The 23,600-nt window shown below is 56.5% G+C and carries 27 protein-coding genes; 13 read left to right on the top strand and 14 right to left on the bottom strand.

Annotated elements, in window-relative coordinates:
- Window positions 1–10: 10 nt before the first annotated feature.
- From ACHZCX_RS08825 to ACHZCX_RS08785, 9 genes are all read right to left on the bottom strand, one after another.
- Window positions 11–298: an HU family DNA-binding protein gene (locus ACHZCX_RS08825; protein WP_319586863.1), complete on the bottom strand. Its 288-nt coding sequence runs from the start codon at window positions 296–298 to the stop codon at window positions 11–13.
- 122 nt (window positions 299–420) lie between these two features.
- Window positions 421–1,164, bottom strand: a complete 744-nt coding sequence (locus ACHZCX_RS08820; RefSeq protein ID WP_319586862.1) for a pseudouridine synthase — start codon at window positions 1,162–1,164, stop codon at window positions 421–423.
- Between the two features lie 54 nt (window positions 1,165–1,218).
- Window positions 1,219–2,991 (bottom strand): UbiD family decarboxylase, encoded by a 1,773-nt coding sequence (locus tag ACHZCX_RS08815; RefSeq protein WP_319586861.1) that lies wholly within the window; start codon window positions 2,989–2,991, stop codon window positions 1,219–1,221.
- Between the two features lie 43 nt (window positions 2,992–3,034).
- Entirely contained in the window at window positions 3,035–3,250 is a 216-nt protein-coding gene (locus ACHZCX_RS08810; RefSeq protein ID WP_319586860.1) for a hypothetical protein, read from the bottom strand.
- 21 nt (window positions 3,251–3,271) lie between these two features.
- Window positions 3,272–3,673 carry a secondary thiamine-phosphate synthase enzyme YjbQ gene (locus ACHZCX_RS08805; protein ID WP_319586859.1) on the bottom strand — a complete coding sequence of 134 codons (402 nt, stop codon included), beginning with the start codon at window positions 3,671–3,673 and terminating at the stop codon, window positions 3,272–3,274.
- A 22-nt stretch (window positions 3,674–3,695) separates the two neighbouring features.
- A complete protein-coding gene (locus ACHZCX_RS08800) occupies window positions 3,696–4,136 on the bottom strand; it encodes a glycine zipper domain-containing protein (RefSeq protein WP_319586858.1) in 441 nt (146 codons plus the stop codon).
- Complete coding sequence (locus ACHZCX_RS08795) at window positions 4,133–5,488, bottom strand: DNA recombination protein RmuC (protein ID WP_319586857.1); 1,356 nt, start codon at window positions 5,486–5,488, stop codon at window positions 4,133–4,135. Before ACHZCX_RS08795 ends, ACHZCX_RS08800 begins: the two co-directional genes overlap by 4 nt.
- A 32-nt stretch (window positions 5,489–5,520) precedes the next feature.
- Complete coding sequence (locus ACHZCX_RS08790) at window positions 5,521–5,826, bottom strand: chaperone modulator CbpM (RefSeq protein ID WP_319586856.1); 306 nt, start codon at window positions 5,824–5,826, stop codon at window positions 5,521–5,523.
- Between the two features lie 3 nt (window positions 5,827–5,829).
- The gene (locus ACHZCX_RS08785) at window positions 5,830–6,774 is read right to left on the bottom strand and encodes a DnaJ C-terminal domain-containing protein (protein ID WP_394708818.1); all 945 of its coding nucleotides are present in this window, start codon (window positions 6,772–6,774) and stop codon (window positions 5,830–5,832) included.
- Between the two features lie 151 nt (window positions 6,775–6,925).
- On the opposite strand from ACHZCX_RS08785, the gene ACHZCX_RS08780 reads away from it, so the two are divergent.
- From ACHZCX_RS08780 to gap, 4 genes are read left to right on the top strand one after another with little or no spacing between them, the layout of a single operon-like run.
- Window positions 6,926–7,459 (top strand): shikimate kinase, encoded by a 534-nt coding sequence (locus tag ACHZCX_RS08780; RefSeq protein WP_319586854.1) that lies wholly within the window; start codon window positions 6,926–6,928, stop codon window positions 7,457–7,459.
- A 47-nt stretch (window positions 7,460–7,506) separates the two neighbouring features.
- Window positions 7,507–9,162 carry a glycogen/starch synthase gene (locus tag ACHZCX_RS08775; RefSeq protein WP_319586853.1) on the top strand — a complete coding sequence of 552 codons (1,656 nt, stop codon included), beginning with the start codon at window positions 7,507–7,509 and terminating at the stop codon, window positions 9,160–9,162.
- The gene (locus ACHZCX_RS08770; protein WP_319586852.1) at window positions 9,149–10,066 is read left to right on the top strand and encodes a hypothetical protein; all 918 of its coding nucleotides are present in this window, start codon (window positions 9,149–9,151) and stop codon (window positions 10,064–10,066) included. The genes ACHZCX_RS08775 and ACHZCX_RS08770 overlap by 14 nt, the downstream gene beginning before the upstream one ends.
- Before the next feature lie 50 nt (window positions 10,067–10,116).
- Window positions 10,117–11,121, top strand: coding sequence for a type I glyceraldehyde-3-phosphate dehydrogenase (gene gap, locus ACHZCX_RS08765; RefSeq protein WP_319586851.1), 1,005 nt, complete (start codon window positions 10,117–10,119; stop codon window positions 11,119–11,121).
- A 205-nt stretch (window positions 11,122–11,326) separates the two neighbouring features.
- On the opposite strand, the gene ACHZCX_RS08760 is transcribed toward gap, so the two are convergent.
- Window positions 11,327–11,497 (bottom strand): ankyrin, encoded by a 171-nt coding sequence (locus tag ACHZCX_RS08760; protein WP_319586850.1) that lies wholly within the window; start codon window positions 11,495–11,497, stop codon window positions 11,327–11,329.
- A 361-nt stretch (window positions 11,498–11,858) separates the two neighbouring features.
- On the opposite strand from ACHZCX_RS08760, the gene ychF reads away from it, so the two are divergent.
- Entirely contained in the window at window positions 11,859–12,929 is a 1,071-nt protein-coding gene (gene ychF / locus ACHZCX_RS08755) for a redox-regulated ATPase YchF (RefSeq protein WP_319586849.1), read from the top strand.
- A 36-nt stretch (window positions 12,930–12,965) separates the two neighbouring features.
- On the opposite strand, the gene ACHZCX_RS08750 is transcribed toward ychF, so the two are convergent.
- Window positions 12,966–14,264, bottom strand: a complete 1,299-nt coding sequence (locus tag ACHZCX_RS08750) for an amidohydrolase (RefSeq protein ID WP_319586848.1) — start codon at window positions 14,262–14,264, stop codon at window positions 12,966–12,968.
- Window positions 14,265–14,475: 211 nt separating this feature from the next.
- On the opposite strand from ACHZCX_RS08750, the gene ACHZCX_RS08745 reads away from it, so the two are divergent.
- The 8 genes from ACHZCX_RS08745 (at window position 14,476) to ACHZCX_RS08710 (ending at window position 21,294) form a co-directional block, all read left to right on the top strand.
- Entirely contained in the window at window positions 14,476–15,576 is a 1,101-nt protein-coding gene (locus tag ACHZCX_RS08745) for an HD domain-containing protein (RefSeq protein WP_319586847.1), read from the top strand.
- 3 nt (window positions 15,577–15,579) lie between these two features.
- Window positions 15,580–16,572: a DNA polymerase III subunit delta' gene (gene holB, locus ACHZCX_RS08740; RefSeq protein WP_319586846.1), complete on the top strand. Its 993-nt coding sequence runs from the start codon at window positions 15,580–15,582 to the stop codon at window positions 16,570–16,572.
- 6 nt (window positions 16,573–16,578) lie between these two features.
- The gene (locus tag ACHZCX_RS08735; protein WP_319586845.1) at window positions 16,579–17,574 is read left to right on the top strand and encodes a regulatory iron-sulfur-containing complex subunit RicT; all 996 of its coding nucleotides are present in this window, start codon (window positions 16,579–16,581) and stop codon (window positions 17,572–17,574) included.
- 69 nt (window positions 17,575–17,643) lie between these two features.
- The gene (gene metG, locus ACHZCX_RS08730) at window positions 17,644–19,587 is read left to right on the top strand and encodes a methionine--tRNA ligase (RefSeq protein ID WP_319586844.1); all 1,944 of its coding nucleotides are present in this window, start codon (window positions 17,644–17,646) and stop codon (window positions 19,585–19,587) included.
- A 97-nt stretch (window positions 19,588–19,684) separates the two neighbouring features.
- Entirely contained in the window at window positions 19,685–19,981 is a 297-nt protein-coding gene (locus tag ACHZCX_RS08725) for a YggT family protein (protein WP_319586843.1), read from the top strand.
- Window positions 19,982–20,014: 33 nt separating this feature from the next.
- A complete protein-coding gene (locus ACHZCX_RS08720; protein ID WP_319586842.1) occupies window positions 20,015–20,344 on the top strand; it encodes a DUF167 domain-containing protein in 330 nt (109 codons plus the stop codon).
- A gap of 13 nt (window positions 20,345–20,357) precedes the next feature.
- Window positions 20,358–20,573: a hypothetical protein gene (locus ACHZCX_RS08715; RefSeq protein WP_319586841.1), complete on the top strand. Its 216-nt coding sequence runs from the start codon at window positions 20,358–20,360 to the stop codon at window positions 20,571–20,573.
- Window positions 20,574–20,616: 43 nt separating this feature from the next.
- Window positions 20,617–21,294, top strand: a complete 678-nt coding sequence (locus ACHZCX_RS08710) for a triose-phosphate isomerase family protein (RefSeq protein WP_319586840.1) — start codon at window positions 20,617–20,619, stop codon at window positions 21,292–21,294.
- Between the two features lie 35 nt (window positions 21,295–21,329).
- On the opposite strand, the gene htpX is transcribed toward ACHZCX_RS08710, so the two are convergent.
- From htpX to hpt, 3 genes are all read right to left on the bottom strand, one after another.
- A complete protein-coding gene (gene htpX / locus ACHZCX_RS08705; protein WP_319586839.1) occupies window positions 21,330–22,166 on the bottom strand; it encodes a zinc metalloprotease HtpX in 837 nt (278 codons plus the stop codon).
- A gap of 173 nt (window positions 22,167–22,339) precedes the next feature.
- On the bottom strand, window positions 22,340–22,996 hold the full coding sequence (elbB, locus tag ACHZCX_RS08700) for an isoprenoid biosynthesis glyoxalase ElbB (RefSeq protein ID WP_319586838.1): 657 nt from the start codon (window positions 22,994–22,996) through the stop codon (window positions 22,340–22,342).
- A gap of 62 nt (window positions 22,997–23,058) precedes the next feature.
- A complete protein-coding gene (hpt, locus tag ACHZCX_RS08695; RefSeq protein ID WP_319586837.1) occupies window positions 23,059–23,580 on the bottom strand; it encodes a hypoxanthine phosphoribosyltransferase in 522 nt (173 codons plus the stop codon).
- Between the last annotated feature and the right edge of the window lie 20 nt (window positions 23,581–23,600).

Here is a 23,600-nt window from a genome sequence, read left to right as displayed (position 1 = left end):
GGCAAATGCCTTACTCGCCGTTGTCCTTGTTAACCTGTTCCCGCAGATCCTTTCCGACCTTGAAAAAGGGGAGCTTTTTTGGTTTCACCTTGATCCTTTCTCCGGTCTTGGGGTTCCGGCCGGTGTACGATTCATACTCTTTGACGACGAAGCTGCCAAACCCTCTGATTTCTATCGATTCGCCCCGTGCAAGGGCATCGCTCATGGTTTCGATAATGGTATTGGTTATCGAGGCGGCTTCGCGGATGGGAATGTTCATTGCTTCGGCCAAGGCTTCAATCAACTCGGATTTGTTCATTCTTTACTCTCCCCCAGGATCCTTTTCGGATTAACTGAAAAACGCCTGCTTTTCCCGCCTGGAAACCGGTAGAAAATTACCGCAAGATAGAAGAAAAATTGATTCCAGGATGTTGTTGAAATTTAATCAGGTATGTTTTTGATTGTAAAGGGAATTTTTCCTGAAAAGATTTTTTTTAGATCATCCGGGGTCAGGACCCTGTATTTTCCGAGGGGGAGTGTGCCCAGTTTGAGCTGACCGTATGCTGTTCGCTTCAAGTGCAGGACGCGATGGTTCAGCGCCTGGAACATTTTCCGAACCTGCCGTTTCTTACCCTCGTGGATGACTATCTCGATCAGGGTCTGGTCTTTGTGCCGCTTCAGTACCCGGATGGCTGCAGGCCGGGTTCTGAAGCCGTCGAGTTCGATTCCCTGTTCCAGGCGGTTGAGTTTGTCCGGGGTAGGGCAGCCGACAACCAGTGCTTCGTAGGTTTTCTTGACTTCAAAGCGGGGATGGAGGATGGAGTTACCCAGTTCGCCGTCATTGGTCATGAGCAATGCCCCTTCGGTGTCAAGATCCAGCCGTCCGACGGGAAAGAGGCGCAGCGGAATTTCGGTGATAAGATCGGTGACGACGGGCCTGCCTTGGGGATCGGAGAGGGTAGTGACATACCCGGCGGGTTTATTCAGGAGGACATACACCTTTTCTTCAAAGGCCATCGGTTTGCCGTCGCAGGTGATTCGGTCATGTGCAGGGTCAGCCTTGCACCCCATCTCCATGACAACCTGACCATTGACCCGAATCCGGCCGTCGCGGATCAATTGCTCGGCGCTCCGCCGTGAGGCAATACCTGCCTTGGCGAGGATTTTTTGCAACCGTTCTTCCATATTCTCAGCTCAGATGATGAACACCTGCGGTTAATGACTGTAAAATTGAGGGGGTTATCGGTACTGCGCGGGCAGCATCTGGTCGATTTTCTCGTCCACTTTCTGTTTGGTTGCGGCATCGACTTCGAGAATCTCGGTGTACCAGGGCTTCATGCGGCAGTCGAAAACAATGGGTGGCTGCAGGCCCACATGGAACCGCTGTACGCTCTGCTCCCGGCCGTAGATGTCGGCTGCTGGCTCGAAGCGGGTGAAAAAAGTCCAGAGAAATTCTTGGAGGGAACAGGTTGCCGCCTCGGTCGAATCAACCAGGAGGATAACGGGCCATGTGGCCACTCCCGGGAATTGGGCAAGTTCTGCCGCCAGAGCCGGTGAATCGGCGTAGGATGTTCCTTGGACGACCAGGGTTCCGGGCAGATAGACGTTCGGGCGGCTGCATTGTTGCGGCAATGATCCAGTAAATTCCTGGGGTAAATCCCGGCATTTAGCCTGCCCCAGACCGAGCATCATGGCCTTTGATCCTTTATTGACCGATGGTCCGGTGTAATCAAGGGTGTCCTGGGAGACATTGGCAAAAACAAAGAGATCCCGATCCCATTGAATCCGTTCCAGGATATGCTGCCAGAGCCTGGGAAAATGGGCGACATCGATACTGCCATCGGTCACCAGGAGGAACTTGGTCAACGAAAGCTGGCCTTCACCGAGAATGCGGAGGCCGGCGGCGAACGCCTCACGGGGGTAGCGGTCTGCTACCCTGGCGGCGGCTAAGCAATGAAAGCCGGTTTCGCCGAAAGTCTTCAACTGAATGACCCCTTTCATCACCAATGGAAAGAGCGGTGAAAGCAGATCTTGGAGGAAGTCGCCGATGAAATAATCTTCCTGCTTGGGCCGCCCGACCACCGTGGCCGGATAGATGGCATCCTTGCGGTGATAGAGGTGGGTGGTCTGGAAGACCGGGTAATCGTGCTGCAGGGAATTGTAGCCGTAGTGATCGCCGAACGGTCCTTCAGGGCGGCGGAGATGGGGCGGAACATTTCCTTTAATTGCAAATTCGGCCTCAGCGACCAGATTATGGCCGCCGTCGGGATCCGCAACCATCCGCAGTTTCTTCCCCTGCAACAGGGAGGCGAGGATCAATTCCGGGATATTCTCAGGCAGCGGAGCGATGGCGGCGAGCATCAGTGCTGGAGGGCCGCCGATGTACAGCGTCAGGGGCAGTGCTTTGTTCTGCTGTTCGGCGGCGAAGTAATGATAACCGCCGCCTTTGTGAATCTGCCAGTGGATGCCGGTGGTGGTGTCGTCGTAGCGTTGGATGCGGTACATGCCGAGGTTGTGACCGAGACCGTCGGGGTGTTCGGTGTACACTAGGGGCAGGGTGACAAAGGCCCCTCCGTCCGAGTGCCAGGAGGTGAGCATCGGCAATTCACTCAGTCGTGCCGGCCGTTGGCAGCATTCAAGAACCGGGGCGGTCTTGACCTGCTTGAGGCCGACGTGGAGCCCCTGAGTCAGCAGGCTACGGGCTTTCCACAGGGTCGGCAGCGACGGCGGCATCGAATGTTCCACCAGATCGACTAATCCCCGGACAAAATCGAGCGGTCGACGACCGAAGGCCAATTCCAGCCGGTGGTTGGTGCCGAAAAGATTGGTGACCACAGGGAACTTGGAATCTTTGACCCGGGTAAACAGGAGCGCCGGTCCGCCTTTGGCGATGACCCGGCGATGGATCTCCGCAATTTCAAGGGAGGGGTCAACCGGGGTGTCAATGGTGAGCAGCTGGTTGTTAACCCGCAGCACCTCGAGAAATTCGCGCAAATTGGTCAGTGCATGCATTGTTGGTGTCGCTGCCGCAGGGTGTTTAGAGTTGCTGAAACGTTCAGTGGTGGTGATGCTCTTCGCCCAGGAAGAGACGATGATATTCGTCGCTGCTCAGGTGATTGCGCATGATCAGGGTCAGCAGGTCAACCACCTGATGAATCTCAGCTTCGCTCATTCGGGGAACAAGCTCACGGGTGAGGCGATCATCGCTGAACTGATGGAGAAAGGTGATAAGAGATTGTTCGTCTGTAGTGCGATTAAGTCCGAAGAACATTGTCTCTCCGTCGGCGGGAAGTTACCCTGCGAGAATTTTCCACCAGACCTGGCGGTTACGGGGTCCGTCAAATTCGCAGAAAAAAATGCGTTGCCAGGTACCCAGTTGCAGGAGGCCCTGGTGGAGAAAAACGGTGACAGATGAGCCGGTCAGGGCAGTCATCAGATGGGCAGGTGAGTTGCCTTCACCGTGGCGGTATGGATATTCAGCGGGGACGATCCGGTCCAGTCCTCCGAGAATATCCCGTTGAACATCCGGATCAGCCCCCTCGTTGATGATTAATGCCGCCGTGGTGTGAGGATTGTACAGGTAAACAATCCCTTCCTCGATGCCGCTGGCCGACACAGCCTGCTGCAGCCGACCGGTTAGGTCGATCATTTCCTGCCGTTTGCCGGTGGTAACCGACAATTCGCCCCTGGGCATTGTTTTTCCCCGGGAACGTAGATTACTGCTGCAACTGCCAGGCGCCGCGTTCGTCACGGCAGGCCGTGCTATAGGTTCTCTGCGGCTTGCCGTCAATTACCGCCTCGATTTCAGCTTTTCGGCAGACCCGTTGGGTGGTGGGGTTTTGATAGGCCGGCTGCGGGGTAACTGCATACTGGTTGCCGTTATCGGGGTTCACCCAGGAGGAACGCTGGTTGGAAACGCCGCGTTCGTAAGTGTGATTTAACTGCTCGCGGTCATATTTGTCCATCTCATTGCCGACGATGTAACCGAGCAAGCCACCCACCGCCGCGCCGATCAGGGTCGCGCCGGTATTATGACCGATCGCTTGGCCGATGAGGGCGCCGCCCGCAGCGCCGCCGACAGCGCCGGTCTGGCCCTTGGTGGCACAGGAGGACAACAGCAGTAAAAAAAGCAGGGCAATAATACTTAGGTGTTTCATGGTGATTCTCCTACAACAGAAGCTATGGTTTTGAGGGAGTCCGGCAATTGCTTGCTCGATTGCACTCCCAAGTCTTTGAGTGCTTCGGTCCGGGCGATTAGATTACCCTGGCCGGAGCTCAATCGGTTTCGTGCCGTGTGCCAGGCCTGCTGGGTCTGGTTGAGGCGGAGGCCAATCTCCTCAAAGGCCTCGGTGAAACCGACGAATTTATCATAAAGACTCCCCGCTTGTTTGGCAATGACTAAACTATTGCGGTTTTGTTCGTCCATGCGCCAGAGATGGTGAACAGTCCGGAGGATAGCCAGCAGGGTCGAGGGGCTGGCGAGGATGACCTTCCGCTGCATGGCACTGATCAGGATGTCCGGTTCCTGTTCAACCGCAAGCTGAAACGCCCCTTCGATCGGGATAAACAGTAGAACAAAGTCAAGGGATCCGGACCCGGTCAGTTGCTGGTACTGTTTGCCGGCGAGGAGATTGATCTGGCGTTTGATCGAGTCGAGATGCAGCTTGACCTGTTGTTGTTTATGGGCCTCGTCACGAGTGTTATGGGCATCCGCAAAGGCCTTGAGCGAGACTTTGGCATCGATGACGACCGTCCTGTTCTCCGGGAGATAGACGAGCGCATCCGGTTGAAAGGTCGTGCCGTCATGGGTTTTCAGGCTGACCTGGAGAGCAAATTCCGTTCCGTTGCGCAGGCCGGATGCTTCAAGCAGCCTGGCGAGGATCATTTCGCCCCATTGCCCCTGAAGTTTGTTGCTGCCGCGAAGGGCCTCCGCCAGATTGGCGGCATCTGTGCTGACCTGCCGGTTGAGTTGTTTGAGGTGCTCGATCTCCTTGATCATGGAAACCCGATCCCGTGAATCGCGGTCGTACACCTCTTCGACCTTGTTCTTGAAGTCCAGCAACTGGTCGCGGAACGGGCGCAGCAGCAAGGTCAGGGAGGATTCATGCTGTCTGTTGAGCAACTCCCCTTTTTCGCTGATGATTTTTCCGGCCAGAAACTGGAAGTCTTGCTCGATCTGTTTGCGGGTTTCGGCCAGCAGGGCGTTTCGTTCCTGGATCTGTTGCTGCATGAGTGTGCAGGCGGTCTGCAACGAGGCGTTTTCGGCGTCGATTTTCCGGCATTCCTTGGCGAGTTCGTTGCGTTCCGAGCGCAACCTTTGAATCTCCGAATCATTGGCGCGAGATTGTTCCTGCAGCCGTTCCAGGCGAAAGGAGGAAGACCATTGGCGCCGTTGCGAGCGGTTGAGGACAAGAAGAAAAATGATGGCGACAACTATGGCCCCAACCGCTCCCCCCAGGAGGAGGGATTGGATCTGCAGTTGATTGAGGAACGCGGCGATCGGGTTCACGGAATTAAAGAAGGGAGGAAGACTTCGGGCACTCAGCGGTGACGGCTGAGGCGGCGTAGTTCTTCCAGCTCATCGAGCAAGTCGAGGGCTAAGGCACAGCCGGGCAAGTTGACTCGAAGATCCTGCTGGAGCCTGATCGCGGTCCGCACCCGTTTGATCGCCAGCGAAGTAAAATGCCATTCCCGTGTGGAAGGTCCCTCTGGGGTGATGATGCCCTCTTCGATCATCTCATGGATCAGTTCGGCATTGACACTGCACAGCCTGCAGAGGTCGGCAAGGGTGCAGCGAGTTTCTTCGTTCAGGACTATGCCCTGGATGTAGAGTCTTTGTTCGGTCATTGTTCAGGTCCCCAGTTCGGAACGCGGATTGAACGGCATTTTTTCCGCCATGGCCCGGTAGAGACTGCGCTGCTCCTCGGTTTTTGCCTCGGGGACGACGATCTGTAGGGTGACAATCTGGTCGCCGCGCTGGCTGGCGGAGCATAACCCTTTGCCTTTGAGGCGGAGTTTTTTGCCACCTTGCGAGCCGGGTGGAATTTTCAGCTGTACATTGCCGCCAAGAGTCGGCACGGTGAGGATGGCCCCTAGGGCTGCCTCCCAGGGCGTGATCGGGAGCGCCAAGTGGATGTCGCGTTTGTCCACATGAAAAAGGCGGTCTTCCTGGAAGGCTATCTCTAAGTAGAGGTCTCCGGCCGGGCTACCGCCATAGCCTGGAAGCCCCTGGCCCTCAAGGCGGATTCGCTGGCCTGCAATAATGCCCTTTGGGATGACCACATGCAGGGTATGCGGGCTGGTCGTGACGTGGCCGTTGGCATCGACCACCGGGCGGGTCAGGGTAAGGGTCTGCCGAGCGCCCCTAAAGGCATCCGCTAAGCTGATGATGACCTTGGCGTGTTGATCCTCGCCCTGCATTCGGAAGGCGTGTGGACGTTGCCTTTCTGTCTGACCATGGCCGAACAAGGATTCAAAAAAATCACTGAAACCGCCGGTGTCGCCGCCGGTGTACCCCGCGCCCCGGAACTCAAAACCGGCATCCCAGTTGGGAGGTGGCTCAAAATTCTGGCCTTCGCGCCAGTTGGCGCCGAATTTGTCGTAGGTCGCTCGTTTTTCGGGGTCTTTTAATACTTCATAGGCCTCGCCGACATCCTTGAATTTGGCTTCGGCGTTGGATTCCTTGCTGATGTCGGGGTGAAATTTGCGTGCAACCTTGCGATAGGCCTGTTTGATCTGGTCTTGGGTCGCATCGCGGGCAACGCCCAATATTGTATAGTAGTCTTTGTATTCCATGCTGTTGGCCCGGGAACTGTCCATGAGTTTTCTGCACTCAACAGTAAGAAGAGCTTGTTAAAAAGAAAAGAAAAAAAAACCATTTACCGCTTTCTCCTTGAAGAGCCGGTCCTGTTTCTTTTATGCTAACAGTATTGATATGAATGGAAACATGAAGAATATTGTCCTGACCGGTTTTCGCGCCACTGGAAAAACCTCGGTTGGCCGGACGCTGGCCGCACAACTCAAGTGGGCCTTTCTCGATACCGACGTCCTGCTGTGCCAAAGGCTGGGGGCTCCCATTGCCGATATCGTGGCCCGTCATGGCTGGGCTTTTTTTCGCCAGGCCGAAGGCCGGTTACTGCGGGAACTGGCGGCAATGGAGAATACCGTTGTGGCCACCGGCGGTGGGGCCATCGAACACCGGCAAGAGTGGCAGGAGCTGAGGAAAGGCTGCTTGGTTGTCTGGCTGGATGCCGACATCGCCACCATCAGACAGCGGTTGCGGGATGATCCCAACTCTTCGCAGCAGCGGCCCTCGCTCACCGGCCATGCCATTCAAGACGAGATTGAGGAACTGCTGCATAAACGAATTCCACTGTATTGGGCCGGTTCGGATCTGCGGCTGGAGACTGCCGGCAAGACGCCGGAACGGCTGGCGGAAGAAATACAGAGCGCGATAATCGAGAAAGCCTGCCACATGTGAGCAGCAGGGGGGCATCCTACAGCGTGAAATCAAAGGAAAGCATGAACGTGGAAGCGAGATCAGAGGACGAGAATAGAGATATCCGCCTGGTGTGGATGGTCAGCCGGGAATACGACAAACTGGCCGGAGCGGGCGGCGTCAAGGATGTCTGTCGTCAGTTGGCGGAAACAATGGCTGCCCGCGGCGACTGCTTGGTCCGGGTTATTTTGCCGCGCTACGGATTCATGGATGCTGCTCGTCTTGGTTTTTCTCGTCTTCGTGTCGGGCAAGGCAGCGGTCGCATCGGCGGGCGCCGTTATGAACACATTTTTGCAGTGGACATGAATTACCCTGCGGAGGAGCGACGGGAATCGGTCGCTGTCTGGCAGGCGATCGTGAACGGGGTAACCATTTTCCTGGTGGAGGCGGATCGTTTCGCCACCAAACGGGGCGTGTACACCTATACCGAGGAGGATGAGCGGGAGGTGGCCTGGCAGCACAAAGGGGGGGGGCATTACGACTATTTTGCCATGAACATTCTCCTGCAGAAGGCTGCACTCGATCTGATGATCCTCCTTGATGAACGTCCTGATGTCATCCATTGCCAGGACGGGCACGCGGCGACCCTGCCGGCGATGATGCGGGAGAACAGTGGCTACCGGCATTACTTTCGTCATACTGGAGCGGTCGTCACTATCCACAATGCCGGTCTGGGATATCACCAGGAGATCGGCGATCTCGCCTTTGCCCAGGCCGTGACCGGCCTGCCGATGCAGGTGATCATGAAAGGAAGATTGGGGGGCAGTTTCGATCCCTTCATGGCCGCCTCGGAGTATGCAATTCTCAATACGGTCAGTGAGCAGTATGCCCAGGAGTTGCAAGCGACACCGGACGATGCCCGGACTGGCTGGTTGGGGCATGCCCTTCTCGAGAGGGGCGTCATCCTTGCCGGCATTACCAACGGGATTGATCCCACGTCCTTTGATCCGAGCATTCCCGAGAGCTTGGATCTGGCGGCGGGGTACTCTGTCTCTCGAGGCGAACTAGAAGGAAAAAAGCAGTGCAAACGCTCCCTGTTGGCAACAATCGCGGCGCATGGTCCCTGGGAGCAGGTGAAGCAGTATGGCACCTTGGTTGTCTCGCCGGATATGCCGCTCTGCACCTTCATCGGTCGCTTAACCGAGCAAAAGGGGGTGGATATTCTGATCCATGCTCTGGACGAACTGTTGCCGGAGGAACCGTCGGTTCAGGTCCTTATTTTTGGATCCGGAGCCCCTCAGTTCGAGAAGGAGCTTGAACACTTGGCAACGTCTGAGACGGGCCAAGGGAGGGTCTGCTTCCTGAAAGGGTACGATCCATCGCTCGCCCACCAGGTGTATGCCGCCGGTGATTTCTTTTTAATTCCCTCGCGGTATGAACCCTGTGGTCTCACCGATTACATCGCCCAATTACTCGGCAACTTGCCGATCGTGCATCGGGTGGGTGGTCTGGTTAAGGTGATCAACGGAGAGACCGGTTTTACCTATGACGAAAATGCATCGGCCAGCCTGGCAACGGCCATCGCTCAGGCTTTGGCGCTGTACAGGCAAGATCCCGCCAAAATTCGCTCGATGCAGATGGCGGCGGTTGATCGGATTGTGCGCAATCACACCTGGGAGAAGGTGCTGGAGGCATATTTGCACCTGTACCACCAGGCGATGAGGATGTCGGATGGGCAGCACTAAGGTGGTGCCATGGAGTCATGGCGTTGGGTGCACGACAGGGGGAATGGCCGCTGGCGACTGGTTTGGTGGCCGCAGAGAGTATTTCGTTCGCCAGGTGTTGAGCGACTCTCTCCATCTCATCACCTGGTTTCAACAACTCTACGATCGCTACATTGAGGGGTGTCTGCACCAAAAAGTGGCAGAGGGCACCGTACCCGACCAAGAGCGGCATGCGGTTCAAACCGAGCTGCTGCAGCAATTCACCGTCATGGTGGGGACCGAAAGGGACACCGGTCCGCTGTGGCAGTTGAAAGATCTCTGTCATCAGATCTGGCCGCATTCTCAGGAGGAGGAACATTTTCACGGAGTTCTCTTCGACTGGTTGACCGGTTCCCTGTTCCATGAGTGCATGAAACTCAAGGAAAATCTCTATCTCCTCAATAATTACGGAGCAAGAACCACAACCGTGGATACCCTTGTTGAGCAGATGGGTTTGCATCAGCGGGACCGTACCGGCGTGTCTCTGGTTGAAGATGTCAGGATGCTGATTGGCCAAATCACGGGAGATGTTTCCCGGCAAATGGAGCGAGTCGGTTTCCTCTTTGGGCAGGTGAATTACCTGCTCCGGTTGATGCTGCCAGCATTGATCGAAAACAGGCTGGTCGTTCGTCTGTTGGTGGAGAAGGAAGAAGTTTTAACGGAACTCTGGGGAGAATCCCTTGATGAACTGTTTGCCGGCATCTTTACTGGCGGCGCGGCCGCTGGTTTTTGTCTGGCAGCCGAGAATTTTTTCGTGGGGCAGTGGTATGAGCAGGCCCTGCGGCTGTACGAAAGGGCTCTGGCTTGTGACCGGTGTTGCCATGAGGCTTTTGTCCGAGTGGCGCAACTCCATGCAATTTTGGGGAAGGATCAAGGAGAATCGTAGGGAAAAGTCAGGTACATAATCCGTAACTTTTTTATAAGGAGTGGCATACCATGGCAATAAAAGTAGGCATAAACGGATTTGGCAGGATTGGAAGGAACATTTTTAGGGCATTGAGCAAAGATCCCGCCTTTGCCGACATCGAGATTGTCGGCATCAACGATCTCACCGATGTGAAAACCATCGCCCATCTGGTGAAATACGATTCCGTTATGGGTCGTTCCGATCAACAGGTAACCGCTGGGGAAAACAGCATTGTGGTTGATGGCAAGAGTATTCCCATCACCAGTCATCGAAAACCGGGCGAGATCCCCTGGGCGAGCCTCGGTGCTGAATACGTACTTGAGTGCACCGGACTTTTCTGTGACATGGAGTCTGCCAAAGCGCATATCGACGGCGGTGCGGCCAAGGTTATTATCTCGGCCCCTGCCAAGGGCGAGGTCAAGACTATTGTCATGGGGGTCAACGAGGATGAGTATGACCCCACCGTGCATCATGTGATCTCGAATGCATCCTGTACGACCAACTGCCTGGCGCCGGTGGCTCAGGTTATTTTGGATAATTTCGGGATTAAACGGGGCTTAATGACAACCGTGCATTCCTACACCGGCGATCAGCGCTTGCTTGATTTTCCGCATTCCGATCTTCGCCGGGCACGGGCCGCTGCCATGTCGATGGTGCCGACCAAGACCGGCGCTGCGGCTGCAGTGGCTTTGGTCATTCCGGAGTTGAAGAACAAATTTGACGGTCTGGCGGTTCGTGTTCCTACCCCGGATGTTTCGCTCGTTGATGTGGTGATCGAGGTCGAGCGGGAAACGACGGTCTCGGAGGTCAACAAGGCCCTGGCCGCTGCCGCCAACCGCTATCTGGGGTACACCGAAGAGCCTCTGGTCTCGATTGATTTTCAAGGAGATCCCCATTCCTCAATCGTCGATGGCCTCTGCACCAAGGTATTGGGCAGCTCGGTGAAGATCATGAGCTGGTATGATAACGAATGGGGTTATTCCAACCGTATGCTGGATCTGGTGTTACATATGGAAGCCAACAAGGCCTTGTGATCAAAATTGATTTTATTGCGGTGATGGAAGGGGGGCTCGGCAGGGAAATTTCAGCCGGGTGACCCCTTTCGTTTCTTAAGAACCATAAAAAAAACCGGGTTGTTCCTCTCAAACATCGGCTGGTTTGAGAGGAACAACCCGGTTTTTTTACGGGCAATACATTTCGGAAGCATGTTTGCACATGCTTCCGACAACAGGAAAAAGATCAGCCTTCTACCTTTCCTGTACCTTTACAGGTCGGGCATTTTTGGTCAGGGGTACAGACTTGTCCGTCTGCATTTTTTCCCTGCCATTCACCGCTGGTTTCGCACACGCCATCGATAACTCCCTTGCCATTACAGGTCGGGCACACATTTTTTTTTGCTTCGTCAGCCATTGCAACCTCCGTTAGATAGTAGAAAGCGAAATATTTTTTTGTTGTCGCACTATAAAGCAAAATCTGAAAAAATCAATGGGTTCAATTTAATGCAAGCTCCTCGAATGAGGAGCCAATCGACACAAGGAGCTGAGTGACCGACCGCATCCTTGATCGGTGCCGCAGTTTGCCTCCTGAATGCTTGGGAAAAAGTGCTCCTTGGCCGGAAGAACAGGGATTTTTTTCTCTGTATGGTTTAAGGTAACTCGCCGGTGAGGCCACCGTGCCAGAAATTATTAACAGTGAAGCTCTTGCATCGGGATCGCTGTCAGCGCTTACAGCTTTGGACTTTTACGTCCGTTACGACCAGTTAGAGGAACATATGAAAGTTGGAATCATTGGCTTGCCGCAAACGGGTAAGAAGACGCTTTTTCAGGTATTGACCGGCAGCGAGGTGCACGAGGCGGGTGGTCCGCCGAAGCCGATTCCCGGGACGGCAGACATTGTCGACGGGCGCTTTGATCGCCTGGTCGCGCTCTATCAGCCAAAAAAGGAGACGCGGGCGCGCATCGATCTAGTGTTGCTTCCCAAGATGGAACAGGAATCGATCGCCAAGGGCGACATATTCCGTGATATCAGTGACGTCGATGCACTTTGCCATGTGGTGCGCGCTTTTGAGGACGATTCGATCTATCATGCGTCGGGTTCGGTCGATCCGCTGCGCGATGTCGAAACGGTTAACTCGGAATTGCTGCTGCACGATCAAATTTTCCTGGAAAAAAGGATCGAACGACTGGAAACAAGCCTCAAAAAAATAAAAGACGAGCGCCAGGTCAAGGAACTCGATCTGTTGAAACGAATGCAGTCGCATCTCGAGAACGAACAGCCGCTGCGCCTGATGGACCTGACCGAAGAGGAGGAACAGCTGATCCGGAGCTATCCACTGATCACCCGGAAAGAATTGATTCTGGTCTTCAACGTGGCCGAGGACAACCTCGATGACACCTCCCTGCTCGAGCGGGTACGCGGCATCTGTTCGGCCGGCAAGATGGAGGCGATGACAGTCTCTGCCAAGGTCGAATCGGAAATAGCCCTGCTTGACAGCGAGGAAGAACGGCAGGATTTCCTGCGTGATCTCGGCATCGTGGAACCGGCCCTTGAAGTCCTGGCCAAATTGTGTTTGAAGGCGCTCGGCAGGGTTTCTTTTTTTACGGTCGGCAAGGATGAAGTCCATCAGTGGCTTGTCCGGGTCAATTCGCCGGCCCCGGTGGCTGCCGGCGCCATTCATTCCGATCTCCAGAAGGGGTTTATCCGGGCGGAAGTAATCAAATATGACGAACTGATCGCCCATGGCAGCGAAGCTGAGTTGAAAAAGGCCGGCAAGCTCTATGTCCAGGGAAAGGACTACATTGTCGTTGATGGCGATATTCTCAATATCAGGTTCAATGTCTGAGCTGAGCGAACGTCAGATGGGGTTGTTGTTCCCGTTTTACCCACCCGCGAGTTTTCGCACCTGGCGGCAGGTTTCACGCAGGTCAATGGTGAGGAGTTTTCGGTTGGCCACCACCAGTTGACCGTTGACGATGACGGTGCGGACATCAGCGGCAGCCCGGCTGTACACCAGGAGATTGGGGCTGTGGAAGGGTTGGAGGTGCGGTTGCTGGAGGTCGACGAGGATCAGGTCGGCCGGGGCCCCGGGGGTGAGTGTGCCTTGACCAGCGCCCAAGGCGAGGGCGTCCGCGCCTCCCCAGGTGGCTATTTCCAGGAGGCGGCGAGCTGGAATGGCAACGGGATTGCAGGGGTTGATTTTATGAATCTTCGCGGCGAAATCCATCTCCCGAAAGAGGTCGAGGCTATTGTTGGAGGCAGCGCTGTCGGTACCCAGGGCAACCCGCAGGCCCCGTTGCAATAGGGGGGTGAGCGGGGCTTGGCCCGAGGCCAATTTAGCGTTACTCTGGGGGCAAGTTACTACGCTGGCGCCGCGTTCGGCCAGGCAATCGAGATCCCGTTCGTTCGCCCAGACGCAGTGGGCGCAGACCGTGTCCCGGTCGAGGATGCCCAGCGCCTCCAGGTGGCCGATCGGGGTCGGCGCCAGCGGCTCGGCAATTTGTTTATGTTCCTCCTTGGTTTCGGCCGCATGGATGAAAAACGGCACCTGGAATTTCCGGGTTAATTCCTTAGCCCGGCGAAGGGTGGTGTTGGTGCAGGTGTAGGGTGAATGGGCAAAGACCGCCGGGGTGATCAGCGGGTCACGTCCCTGCCAGCGTTCAAGAAAACATGCCGCTACCTCGATGTTGCGTTTGGGGTCCTCCGCCCCTGGGGCCGGGAAATCGATCACCGCCTGGGCCGCCACGCACCGCAGGCCCGTTTCCGCGCAGGCGCGCGCCACTTCATCCTCTAGAAAATAGCCGTCGGCAACGGTGGTGGTGCCGCTGAGCAGCATCTCGGCGGCGGCCAATTTGCTGCACCAGTAGACCATCTCGGGGTTGACCTGCCGGGCCTCGGCGGGAAAGATATGGCCATAGAGCCAGGTGGCCAGGTCCAGGTCATCGGCCAGGCCTCGAAACAGAGTCATGGGCGCATGGCAATGGCCGTTGACAAGGCCGGGAAGGGCCAGTTGTCCCTGTCCGTCCAGCACTGTCCCCGTCCCGGCCGCCGGACATTCAGCCATGGGACCGGCCAGAAGGATTTTCGAAAAGCCGATGGCGACGAATCCGGGGGTAATCAGGGTCTCTCTGCCGGGAACCGGGAGAACCGCGCAGTTGGTTATCAGAAGGTCGATTTTCATAACTGCTTGCACGTGAACTCGGAGATGGTGTATCACAGGGAACCGGTCGGACCGGCCAGGAAGAAGTGAAATCACTATACCCGAAATGCCGGCAGCGGCAAGAGGCGGACGGAGATCACCTCTTCTTCCGTTTTACTCTCAATCTTCTTCTGCTCGATCTCGCCGGCCAAGGTTCCATTGGATGGGAAGCCGGGGATGAGGAGACCGTATCATGCCAGTACCTGCAAAGAAAATTTTTGTCGCCCAGTTGACTGCCGGGCAGCCGTTCCAGGATGTGTTTCTGGTCTCGAAAAAATCGCTGGCCGAAACCAAGGCGGGCAAACCCTACCTGGCCCTCGGGCTGATGGACAAAACCGGGGAGATCGAAGCCAGAATCTGGGACAATGCCCTCCAGTTCGACGCCCAGGCTGAGGAGGGCAGTTTCGTCCTGGTTCAGGCCGTGGCCAAGCCCTTTCGCGACCAAATGCAGCTGGGCGTCAATGCCCTCCAGCGGGTGGCGGATTCGGCGGTCGATCTGGCGGATTTCATGCCCACAAGCGCCCGGCCGCTGGCTGAGATGGCCACCGAATTGGATGCGGTGATCGAGGGCATTGTCGAGCCGTCGCTGCGAGCTCTTTTGCGGGCGATCTTTCAGGGGGAAACGCTGGTCCGGTTTCAACGGGCCCCGGCTGCGAAGAAGCTGCACCATGCCTACATCGGCGGCTTAATCGAGCATACCTTATCCATTGTCGGCATGGCGGAAAAGGCGGCAAGCCATTATCCGCTCATTGACCGGGACATGCTCATCGCCGGCGCCCTGCTTCACGATCTGGCCAAGATCGAGGAGTTCGATTTCGCCCGTCCACCCTTTGGCTATACCGACCGGGGGCGGCTGGTCGGGCATCTGGTTCTGGGGGTCGAGCTGGTGCGCAAGGCGATGGACCAGGTGGACGGGGTCAGTGCGGAACAGGCTGACCAGCTGATGCACATCATCCTCAGTCATCATGGCCAGTACGGTTTCGGTTCTCCGGTCCTGCCGATGACCCCCGAGGCTACCCTGCTCCATCATCTAGACGATATTGACGCCAAGATGAACTACATGGCGGGGCTGCAGGCGAAGATGAGCGGCAGCGGTTGGCAATGGAGCGAGTACCAACGGCATCTGGAACGGTATCTCTATCTTCGGGCTGGCGGCGTGGAGGAGGAATCAACTACGGTTCAGAGTGATGTTCCGGAGGAGTTCCAGGAGGTGGACAACGTTCCGCCACCGGAACCTGCCCCCCCGCCGCGAGCCAAGAAGGCGGCGCCGCAGCGGCAGCAAACCTTGTTCTGAGCCATGGCCTTCTCCGCTATTCTCGGTCAGACCAAGGCGCTCACCCTGTTGAGTCGTGCTTTGGCGAGCAACCGTTTGGCCCATGCCTACCTGTTTGCCGGTCCGGACGGGGTCGGCAAGACCACCGTGGCGCTTGATCTGGCTGCCATTCTCCTTTGTCGAGCTCCGTTTGCGGACCACCCCTGCGGCACCTGTCCCGGTTGCCTGAAGTATCAGTCGGGCAATCATCCCGACTTCCTGCGCATCCGCCCGGACGGAGCGGCGATCAAGATCGACCAGGTTCGGGAATTAAAAAAGGCGCTTAATTTCGCCCCGTTTGAGAGCCGGCTGCGCATCGTGCTACTTGAGGAGGTGCACACCATGCGGCGGGAGGCGGCGAACAGCCTGCTCAAGGTGTTGGAAGAGCCACCTGCCAACAACCTTCTCCTGCTGGTGGGTAACTCTACCGGATCGCTTCTGGACACTATCGTTTCCCGTTGTCAGGTCATCCCCTTTGCCCCTTTGCCGCTGGCTTTGGCAGCCGGAATTATCCGCACGCACCGGCCGGAGCTCGATGATTCCAGGAGTCTGGCCTTGGCGGCCTTGGCCGACGGGTGCCCCGGTCAGGCGCTTGCTTTCGAGGCGGATGGTATCCTTGCTCTCTATGGGCGGATTGTCGAGGCATTGCTCGCCAAGCGCGATAAAGCCGCCGAGCGAGTAGAGCAGGCGCTAGCCCTGGCGGTCGACCTGGCCGAGGCCAAGGAGGGGATTGCCCCCTTGCTGGCCCTGCTGCGCATTTTTTTGAAAGATACCATGGCCGCCCGAACCGGAACCTCTGTCTGCAGCGAAGCGCCCGAGGTGAAGCGGGCAAGAGAACGCTGGAATTTGCAACAGCTTTCTGCTAAGATGGCCGCTATTGATCTGGCGGAACAAGCACTTGCCAGAAACTGTAACCGTGGTCTGACCAGCGAAGTGCTTCTCCTGGATCTTTTTGACTGCAGTACCCACTTGGCCTGAAATATCATGACAGACGCGCACATCGAACAGCAGCCTGCCGAGCCGCCCCTGATTGGGGCAAGCAGCAGTGAGGAAGCGGTTCTTCATTATTATAAAATCAGATTTCGCGAACAGGGCCAGGAGCTGACCGCCAGCGCCCATCTTGCCGATCTCGTCCGGGGAGACCGGGTGATGGTTCGGGCTGAGCAGGGGCCGGAACCGGCGATCGTGGTCAGCCGTACCCCCGTGGTGGTGGAAGCCGCCATGGACCGGCCGGTGGGCTATCGTATTCATCGCCGGGCGAGTAACGAGGAACGAGAAAAGCAGGCTCTGCTGCCGCAATTGGAACAGGAGGCCTTCCGTCTGTGTCGACGCCATATTGAAAAGCTGCGTTTGCCGATGCACTTGGTCCGGGTGGAACGGTTTTTTAACGGTTCCAAGATCATTTTTTATTTTACCGCCGAAAGCCGGGTTGACTTTCGCGAGCTGGTCAAGGTGCTGGTGCAGGAATTCCGGACCCGGGTGGAGATGCGCCAGATCGGGGTCCGCCACGAAACTCAGATGACCGGTGGACTCGGGCCCTGCGGCCGTGAGTTGTGCTGTACCTCCTTTCTCAACAAGTTCGATTCGGTTTCGATCAAGATGGCCAAGGCCCAGGATCTGCCGCTTAATCCGGCGAAGATCTCGGGTTTGTGTAATCGCTTGCTTTGCTGTCTGACCTACGAATACGAAACCTATAAGACCATGAAGAAAGGCATGCCACGGGTCGGGCGGCAGATTCAGTTCGAAGGCAAGACCTACCAGGTCAACCGGCAGTTTCCCTTGCTCGGCAAGGTGGCTGCGGTTTCAACCGAAGGCGAGGAACGGATGTTCACCGAGGAGGAGTGGCGGTTAGCCGATCCGATTCCTCAATGCACTGGTCGTAAAGGGCAGGGCAAGAGAGGGACTGGTTCATCCCGGAAATCAAGTATCGATATCTGGGGCATGCAGGACGGGCCGGAGGACGATCTCCCCTCCGACTAAGACCACACGGCCGAACGTGGATGTGCGGCGCCCCCCCCCCTTTCATTTTTCAATACCTAACGAATCAGAATGCCAACCTACGTCACCACCCCAATCTATTATGTCAACGCCATGCCCCACCTGGGGCATGCCTACACGACGATTGTCACTGACGCCTACAGCCGGTTCCGCCGCCTTTGCGGCGACGATGTCCGTTTCCAGACCGGGACTGACGAGCATGGTGAGAAAATTGCCGAAGCTGCCGCCAAGGCCGGGGAAACTCCCCGTGTGTACGTTGACCGGATTGCCGCCACTTTCAGGGAGACCTGGCCGCTGCTTGCTATCCATCCGGACAACATTATCCGCACCACCGATGCCGACCACATCAGGACCGTGCAGGATATCCTGCAGCAGGTGCATGACCGGGGGGATATCTATTTCAGCGAATATTCAGGTTTGTACTGCAAGGGATGCGAACGCTTTCTCACCGAGAAGGAGCTGGTGGACGGCAAATGTCCCGATCATCTGGTGGAGCCAAAGGCCATTTCCGAACAGAACTATTTCTTTCGGATGTCCAAGTACCAGGACTGGCTGATCGACCACATCAAGAGCAACCCGGAATTCATCACCCCGGAGCGCTACCGCAACGAGGTGCTCTCTTTTCTCAGCGAGCCGCTCGAGGATCTGTGTATTTCCCGGCCGACCTCACGGCTCACCTGGGGCATTCCGCTGCCTTTCGACGAAAACTTCGTCACTTATGTCTGGTTTGACGCTCTGATCAACTACCTGACCGGCATCGGCTATCCCAACGGCTCGGAGTTCGAGAAATACTGGGCAACGGCCGAACACGTCATTGCAAAAGACATTCTCAAACCCCATGCCATCTACTGGCCGACCATGCTCCGGGCGATGGAACTCGCGCCCTATGAGCGCCTCCATGTCCACGGGTATTGGAATGTTGACGCCACCAAGATGTCCAAGTCGATCGGCAACGTGGTGCGGCCCAAAGAGTTGGTCGATGCCTACGGGGTGGATACGGTCCGCTATTTTGTCCTGCGGGAAATGAGCTTTGGGCTCGATTCCTCCTTTTCCAATGACGCCATTCTCACCCGTCACAACTCCGATCTGGCCAACGATCTTGGCAACCTTTTTTCCCGCTCTCTGACCATGATCGACAAGTTCGCCCAGGGGATGATCCCGGAGCGTGAGACCGTGAGTCAGTTCACCCCTGATGACCGCGAGCTGATGAGCGCCGTCTCCGCCATGGTGATTCAATATCGGGAATACATGGACGATTTTAAGTTTCACAAGGCGCTCCAGGCCATTTGGGAAGTGATTGGTCTGCTCAACCGCTACATCGTCACCAATGCCCCTTGGGAACTGGCCAAGAATCCGCGCCAAGCTGATCGGCTACGGACCGTGCTTTACTTCCTGGCTGAGGCTCTGTGGAAGATTGCCTTGGTGCTGGGGCCCATCATGCCGGCAACGGCTGCGAAAATGGCAGCTGCCTTAGGGATGCAGGACAATTTCATCGACGCTGTCATCGACGATGCCCTGAACTGGGGTGAGATTCCGGTGGGCACGGTGATCGATAAGGGCACCCAGTTGTTTCCCCGGCTGGAGAAAAAGCTGGAGGATCCGGCGCCCGCTCCCGGAAAACAGCAGGCGAAGACAGAACCGGAACCTGCCTTGGGCGAAGGGCTGATCAGCTTTGATCAGTTCAAGTCGATGGAATTGCGGGTGGCGGAGATTGTCGCCGCCCAGAAGGTGGCCAAGTCGGATCGCTTGCTCAAGTTGACCGTCAAGGCACCGGAGGAGCGGACCATTGTCGCCGGCATTGCGCAGTATTACAGTCCAGAGGCCCTGATAGGGCAGCGGGTGATCATCGTGGCCAATCTCAAACCAGCCAAACTGATGGGCATTCCTTCGCAGGGCATGGTCCTGGCAGCCAAGGAACAATTGGCCGATGGCTCCGAGAAATTGGTGCTGGCCACGATTGCGGGCTCCGTTGCCGTCGGTAGCCGGGTGGCCTGATCGAAGTGCCGTCGGCGCCGGTAAGCGAATGCCGCCGACCGCTGGAACGGAAAAAACAAACAACCCCCCCTTATCCTTCAGCTTGCAGGTATTTCCTATGTTCATGCTCGGTAACTTCCTCATGGCAGTCGCCAAACTGATCAATTTTGCACTCAGTGCTTACATCTGGGTGGTTATTGCCCGGGCCGTCATCACCTGGGTGAATGCCGATCCATACAATCCCATTGTCCGTTTCCTCCGCCAGGTGACTGACCCGCTGTTGGAGAAAATTCGTCGGGTTGTGCCCATCATGGGGGGCCTCGACCTGAGCCCGATGATTCTTATTCTGATCATCATTTTCCTCCAGAGTTTTCTCGTGCCTACCTTGCAGCAGATTGCAGTGAATTTGCAATAAATGTTTGTTTATTCTCGGTTTTGATTTGAGGATATGGGCTCTCCGGCGGAAATTCCCTGTTTGCAGACCCTGCCCGATGGCTCCCTGCTGCTTCGCTTACATGTCCAGCCAAGAGCTGCCGCCAATGGTTTGGCCGGTCTGCAGGGCGACATGCTCAAGCTTCGTTTGACCACACCGCCGGTCGATGGCAAGGCCAACAAGGCAGTCGTTGCCTATCTGGCCAAACTCTTCCATTTGCCCAAATCAGCCTTCGTCATCAAAAGCGGCCAGCAGAGCCGGAGCAAAACCGTTGTTATCAAGGCGGCCGATGTGCAACAGATTCGTACCGCGCTCGCTGCCCTTCTTGTTATCCCGGAAAGTTGAGGTAGGGCGCGCAATGGCCCAAGCCGAAGAAAAGCGGTTGCCGACATTCCGGTTCCTTGCCTTGGTGTTGGCGCTGACCTTGCTGCTGTTCGCCGTTATCGGCGCCCTGATAACCCTGTATCCACAAAACAACCCTGTTCCCGCCCGTGAAGCGAAGAAGACTGTGCCGCAAGTGCGCCAGCTGAACCGGGAGTGCCTGCGCCAGGATGACGGTAACAAAGGTTCCTGAGAGTTTTTTGTTTTTGCACCTTCCTGAATCTGGAGGAACGACTATGAAGAAAATGGTGTTGGCCAATTGGAAGGCCAGTCTCTCGCCGGAAAAGGCGATGCAGTGGTGCGATGCCTTTGCCGGCGTTTACCAGCCTCGCATAGATGTTGAGGTAATTCTTGCGGTCCCGTCGCTTTGTCTGGAGCGCGTGGCTGAACGGACGAGAAATCTCGCCGGTGTTTGTCTGGCGGCCCAAGGGGTCTCTGCGTATCCGCAGGGCAGTTATACCGGATCGACACCGGCGGCTTGGCTCCGCGGCCTGGTGCGATACACCCTAATCGGCCACCGGGAGCGGCGGCGTTATTTTCATGAAACAGTCCAGGATGTGGCCCGGCAGGCCTATGAGTCATTGGCGGAAGACCTGCAACCCCTTGTCTGTTTTGACCGGGAGTTGCTGACACCACAGACCGCTGCCATGGCTGTTGAGGAATTAGGTCGGCTGGTTTGGGCCTATACGCCGGACACTCCAGCCACGCTGGAGATGGCTAGGGGTGAGGCTGAGATCCTCGCCCTGCTGCCCCAAATAGCCAAAAAAACGGACAGTCGGCCGGTACTCTACGGGGGCGGGGTGACTGTGGACAATGCCGAAAATGTTTGGCTTCTTCCGGGACTCAGCGGCATCATGCTGGGCCAAGCCTGCCTGGACGCGGCTGCCTTTGCTGCCTTGGTCAACCGTCTGTAAGTTGTCGTTCCGTGCAACCTCGCTGGAGGCGCGGGTCACATCGACAACAAACGGCGGATTCGCTCTTCCATGGGCGGGTGGGTCGAAAAAAGGTTGGCAATGGAGCCGCCGCTAAGCGGGTTGACGATGTACATCTGCGCTGAGGCAGGGTTAATGTTCATTGGCCGTTGGGCATTAGAGTTGGCGAGCTTGTTGAGGGCGCTGGCCAACGATTTGGGATGACCGCAGATTTCCGCCCCGGTGGCATCGGCCATATACTCGCGGCCACGGGAGATGGCCATCTGAATCAGGGAAGCGGCCAGCGGCGCAACCAACATGGTGACAATCATCACTAGCGGGTTACTTCCTCCTTCATCATCGCTACGGCCGCCTCCGAACAGCATGCTCCACTGCGCCATGGTGGCCAGGTAGGAAATCGCTCCTGCCATGACGGCGGCAATCGAGCCGATTAGGATGTCGCGGTTTTTGATGTGCGCTAGTTCATGGGCAATCACTCCCTCGAGTTCATAACGGTCCAGCGTCTGGAGGATGCCTGTGGTCACCGCCACTGCCGCATGTTCCGGGTTGCGACCGGTGGCAAAGGCGTTGGGGGTCGGATCGTCGACCACATAGACCTTGGGTTTGGGGATACCGGCCCTTCCAGCTAACGAAGCGACCAGCGCATGCAGATCAGGCGCTTCAGCTACCGACACCTCGCGGGCACGGTTCATGGCCAGCGCCAACTTGTCGGAATTCCAGTAGGCAAAGAAATTAAGGCCAAGGGCCAGGACAAGGGCGATCGTCATGCCCTGCTGACCGCCCATCGCTTGACCGCCCACCATAAACAGGGCGGTGAGCGTCGCCATGAGCATGAAGGTTTTCATGGTGTTCATATTTTCCTCTCGGTGGTTTGTGTCGCAATGACCGGCGGCTTAATCGCTACCGGTTTTTGCGCTGAAAAGATAAACCGCTGGCGGCCGCAGTCAAGAAGGGGAGGTCGCAAAAGCTTCCTCCCCCATTTAGGACTCCCGCAAAGAGAGAAAAGAGCGAAGGTGATTGAAAAAGATTATTCCATCAAATCCAGCATCGCCAGGACGAGTTTGTCCGCACCCTCGGCGATCTGGTCGATTCGTGAATTGAGCATGTAACAAGGGGTGCTGACGATCTTGCGCTCACGGTCGACGACGATTTCACCCTGCAGGGTCGGTTGATGTCTGGCTCCCATGGCGGCCAGATTGTCGGCGGTGCCCGGATCCTGGCCGATGGTCAGGGTGACGTCGCCCAGCACCTTGGCGATGATCACCGGGGCGATGCACAGGGCGCCGATCGGTTTGCCGGCCGCGTGCATCGCCTTTATGGCCGTGGCCACATCATTGTTCACCGTGCATTTGGCACCGTCAAAGGCGTAACTGCTCAGATTTTTTGCCGCGCCAAAGCCACCAGGGATGATCAGGGCATCGGCTGATTCGGGTGAGAAGGTGGCCAGCGAGGCAATCTTGCCCCGGGCAATTCTGGCCGACTCGATCAGCACATTGCGCTTCTCGTTCATCTCCTGTCCGGTCATATGATTGAGCACATGATGTTGCTTGATGTCAGGCGCATAGCACTGAAATTCCGCGCCGTTTTTATGGATTGCCCAGAGGGTGAGGGTTGCCTCATGAATTTCGGCCCCATCCTGATGGCCGCAGCCGGAGAGGATCACGGCAAAATTCTTTTTTCGCATAACAGCCTCCATTAGAAGTGGCGGGTGCGGCCTGTCCGCATGCAAACAGGCCGATTTTTGTTTTACTCCAAGGAGTAAATGGCCGGAAGATTGCGGTATTTTTCAGCGCAATCCAGGCCGTAGCCGACAAGAAACCCCCGGTCAAGCGCAAAACCGATGTAGTCGACTTCGACCGGTACAGTCCGGCGTTCCTTTTTGTCGATGAGCGAGCAAATACGAACGGATAGGGCCGGGCTTTGCTGGAAATGATCCCACAGCCAGGCCATGGTGGTGCCGGTATCGACAATATCCTCAACCAACAGGACATCTTTGCCCTCTAGGTCGATACTCGGTTCCTTGAGCAGACGGATTGTTCCGGAGGACACAGTCGATTTGCCGTAACTGGTCACCCTGATAAAATCGATTGTAAGATCAAGATCGATGGCCCGGCACAGGTCGGCGGCAAAAATGAAGGCGCCGTTCAACACCCCCAGGAGAACCAGCTGCCTGCCCTGGTAGTCCTGAGTGATCTGCCGGCCAAGCTCTTGCACTCTTTTCTGGATCATCCGGCTGCTGACGATTTCTTCCCGTGCTTTTTTTTCCAAGAGCTTGCCCCTTTGTTAGC

The organism is uncultured Desulfobulbus sp., from assembly GCF_963662935.2.
In the GTDB taxonomy this organism is placed as follows: Bacteria; Desulfobacterota; Desulfobulbia; order Desulfobulbales; family Desulfobulbaceae; genus Desulfobulbus.
This window is presented reverse-complemented; position numbering and strand designations above follow the sequence as displayed.

Coding starts and splice junctions, on each gene's coding strand:
- ACHZCX_RS08825 (WP_319586863.1), bottom strand. CDS start 298: ATGAACAAATCCGAGTTGATTGAAGCCTTGGCCGAAGCAATGAACATT.
- ACHZCX_RS08820 (WP_319586862.1), bottom strand. CDS start 1,164: ATGGAAGAACGGTTGCAAAAAATCCTCGCCAAGGCAGGTATTGCCTCA.
- ACHZCX_RS08815 (WP_319586861.1), bottom strand. CDS start 2,991: ATGCATGCACTGACCAATTTGCGCGAATTTCTCGAGGTGCTGCGGGTT.
- ACHZCX_RS08810 (WP_319586860.1), bottom strand. CDS start 3,250: ATGTTCTTCGGACTTAATCGCACTACAGACGAACAATCTCTTATCACC.
- ACHZCX_RS08805 (WP_319586859.1), bottom strand. CDS start 3,673: ATGCCCAGGGGCGAATTGTCGGTTACCACCGGCAAACGGCAGGAAATG.
- ACHZCX_RS08800 (WP_319586858.1), bottom strand. CDS start 4,136: ATGAAACACCTAAGTATTATTGCCCTGCTTTTTTTACTGCTGTTGTCC.
- ACHZCX_RS08790 (WP_319586856.1), bottom strand. CDS start 5,826: ATGACCGAACAAAGACTCTACATCCAGGGCATAGTCCTGAACGAAGAA.
- ACHZCX_RS08785 (WP_394708818.1), bottom strand. CDS start 6,774: ATGGAATACAAAGACTACTATACAATATTGGGCGTTGCCCGCGATGCG.
- ACHZCX_RS08780 (WP_319586854.1), top strand. CDS start 6,926: ATGAAGAATATTGTCCTGACCGGTTTTCGCGCCACTGGAAAAACCTCG.
- ACHZCX_RS08770 (WP_319586852.1), top strand. CDS start 9,149: ATGGGCAGCACTAAGGTGGTGCCATGGAGTCATGGCGTTGGGTGCACG.
- gap (WP_319586851.1), top strand. CDS start 10,117: ATGGCAATAAAAGTAGGCATAAACGGATTTGGCAGGATTGGAAGGAAC.
- ACHZCX_RS08760 (WP_319586850.1), bottom strand. CDS start 11,497: ATGGCTGACGAAGCAAAAAAAAATGTGTGCCCGACCTGTAATGGCAAG.
- ychF (WP_319586849.1), top strand. CDS start 11,859: ATGAAAGTTGGAATCATTGGCTTGCCGCAAACGGGTAAGAAGACGCTT.
- ACHZCX_RS08750 (WP_319586848.1), bottom strand. CDS start 14,264: ATGAAAATCGACCTTCTGATAACCAACTGCGCGGTTCTCCCGGTTCCC.
- ACHZCX_RS08745 (WP_319586847.1), top strand. CDS start 14,476: ATGCCAGTACCTGCAAAGAAAATTTTTGTCGCCCAGTTGACTGCCGGG.
- holB (WP_319586846.1), top strand. CDS start 15,580: ATGGCCTTCTCCGCTATTCTCGGTCAGACCAAGGCGCTCACCCTGTTG.
- ACHZCX_RS08735 (WP_319586845.1), top strand. CDS start 16,579: ATGACAGACGCGCACATCGAACAGCAGCCTGCCGAGCCGCCCCTGATT.
- metG (WP_319586844.1), top strand. CDS start 17,644: ATGCCAACCTACGTCACCACCCCAATCTATTATGTCAACGCCATGCCC.
- ACHZCX_RS08725 (WP_319586843.1), top strand. CDS start 19,685: ATGTTCATGCTCGGTAACTTCCTCATGGCAGTCGCCAAACTGATCAAT.
- ACHZCX_RS08720 (WP_319586842.1), top strand. CDS start 20,015: ATGGGCTCTCCGGCGGAAATTCCCTGTTTGCAGACCCTGCCCGATGGC.
- ACHZCX_RS08715 (WP_319586841.1), top strand. CDS start 20,358: ATGGCCCAAGCCGAAGAAAAGCGGTTGCCGACATTCCGGTTCCTTGCC.
- ACHZCX_RS08710 (WP_319586840.1), top strand. CDS start 20,617: ATGAAGAAAATGGTGTTGGCCAATTGGAAGGCCAGTCTCTCGCCGGAA.
- htpX (WP_319586839.1), bottom strand. CDS start 22,166: ATGAACACCATGAAAACCTTCATGCTCATGGCGACGCTCACCGCCCTG.
- elbB (WP_319586838.1), bottom strand. CDS start 22,996: ATGCGAAAAAAGAATTTTGCCGTGATCCTCTCCGGCTGCGGCCATCAG.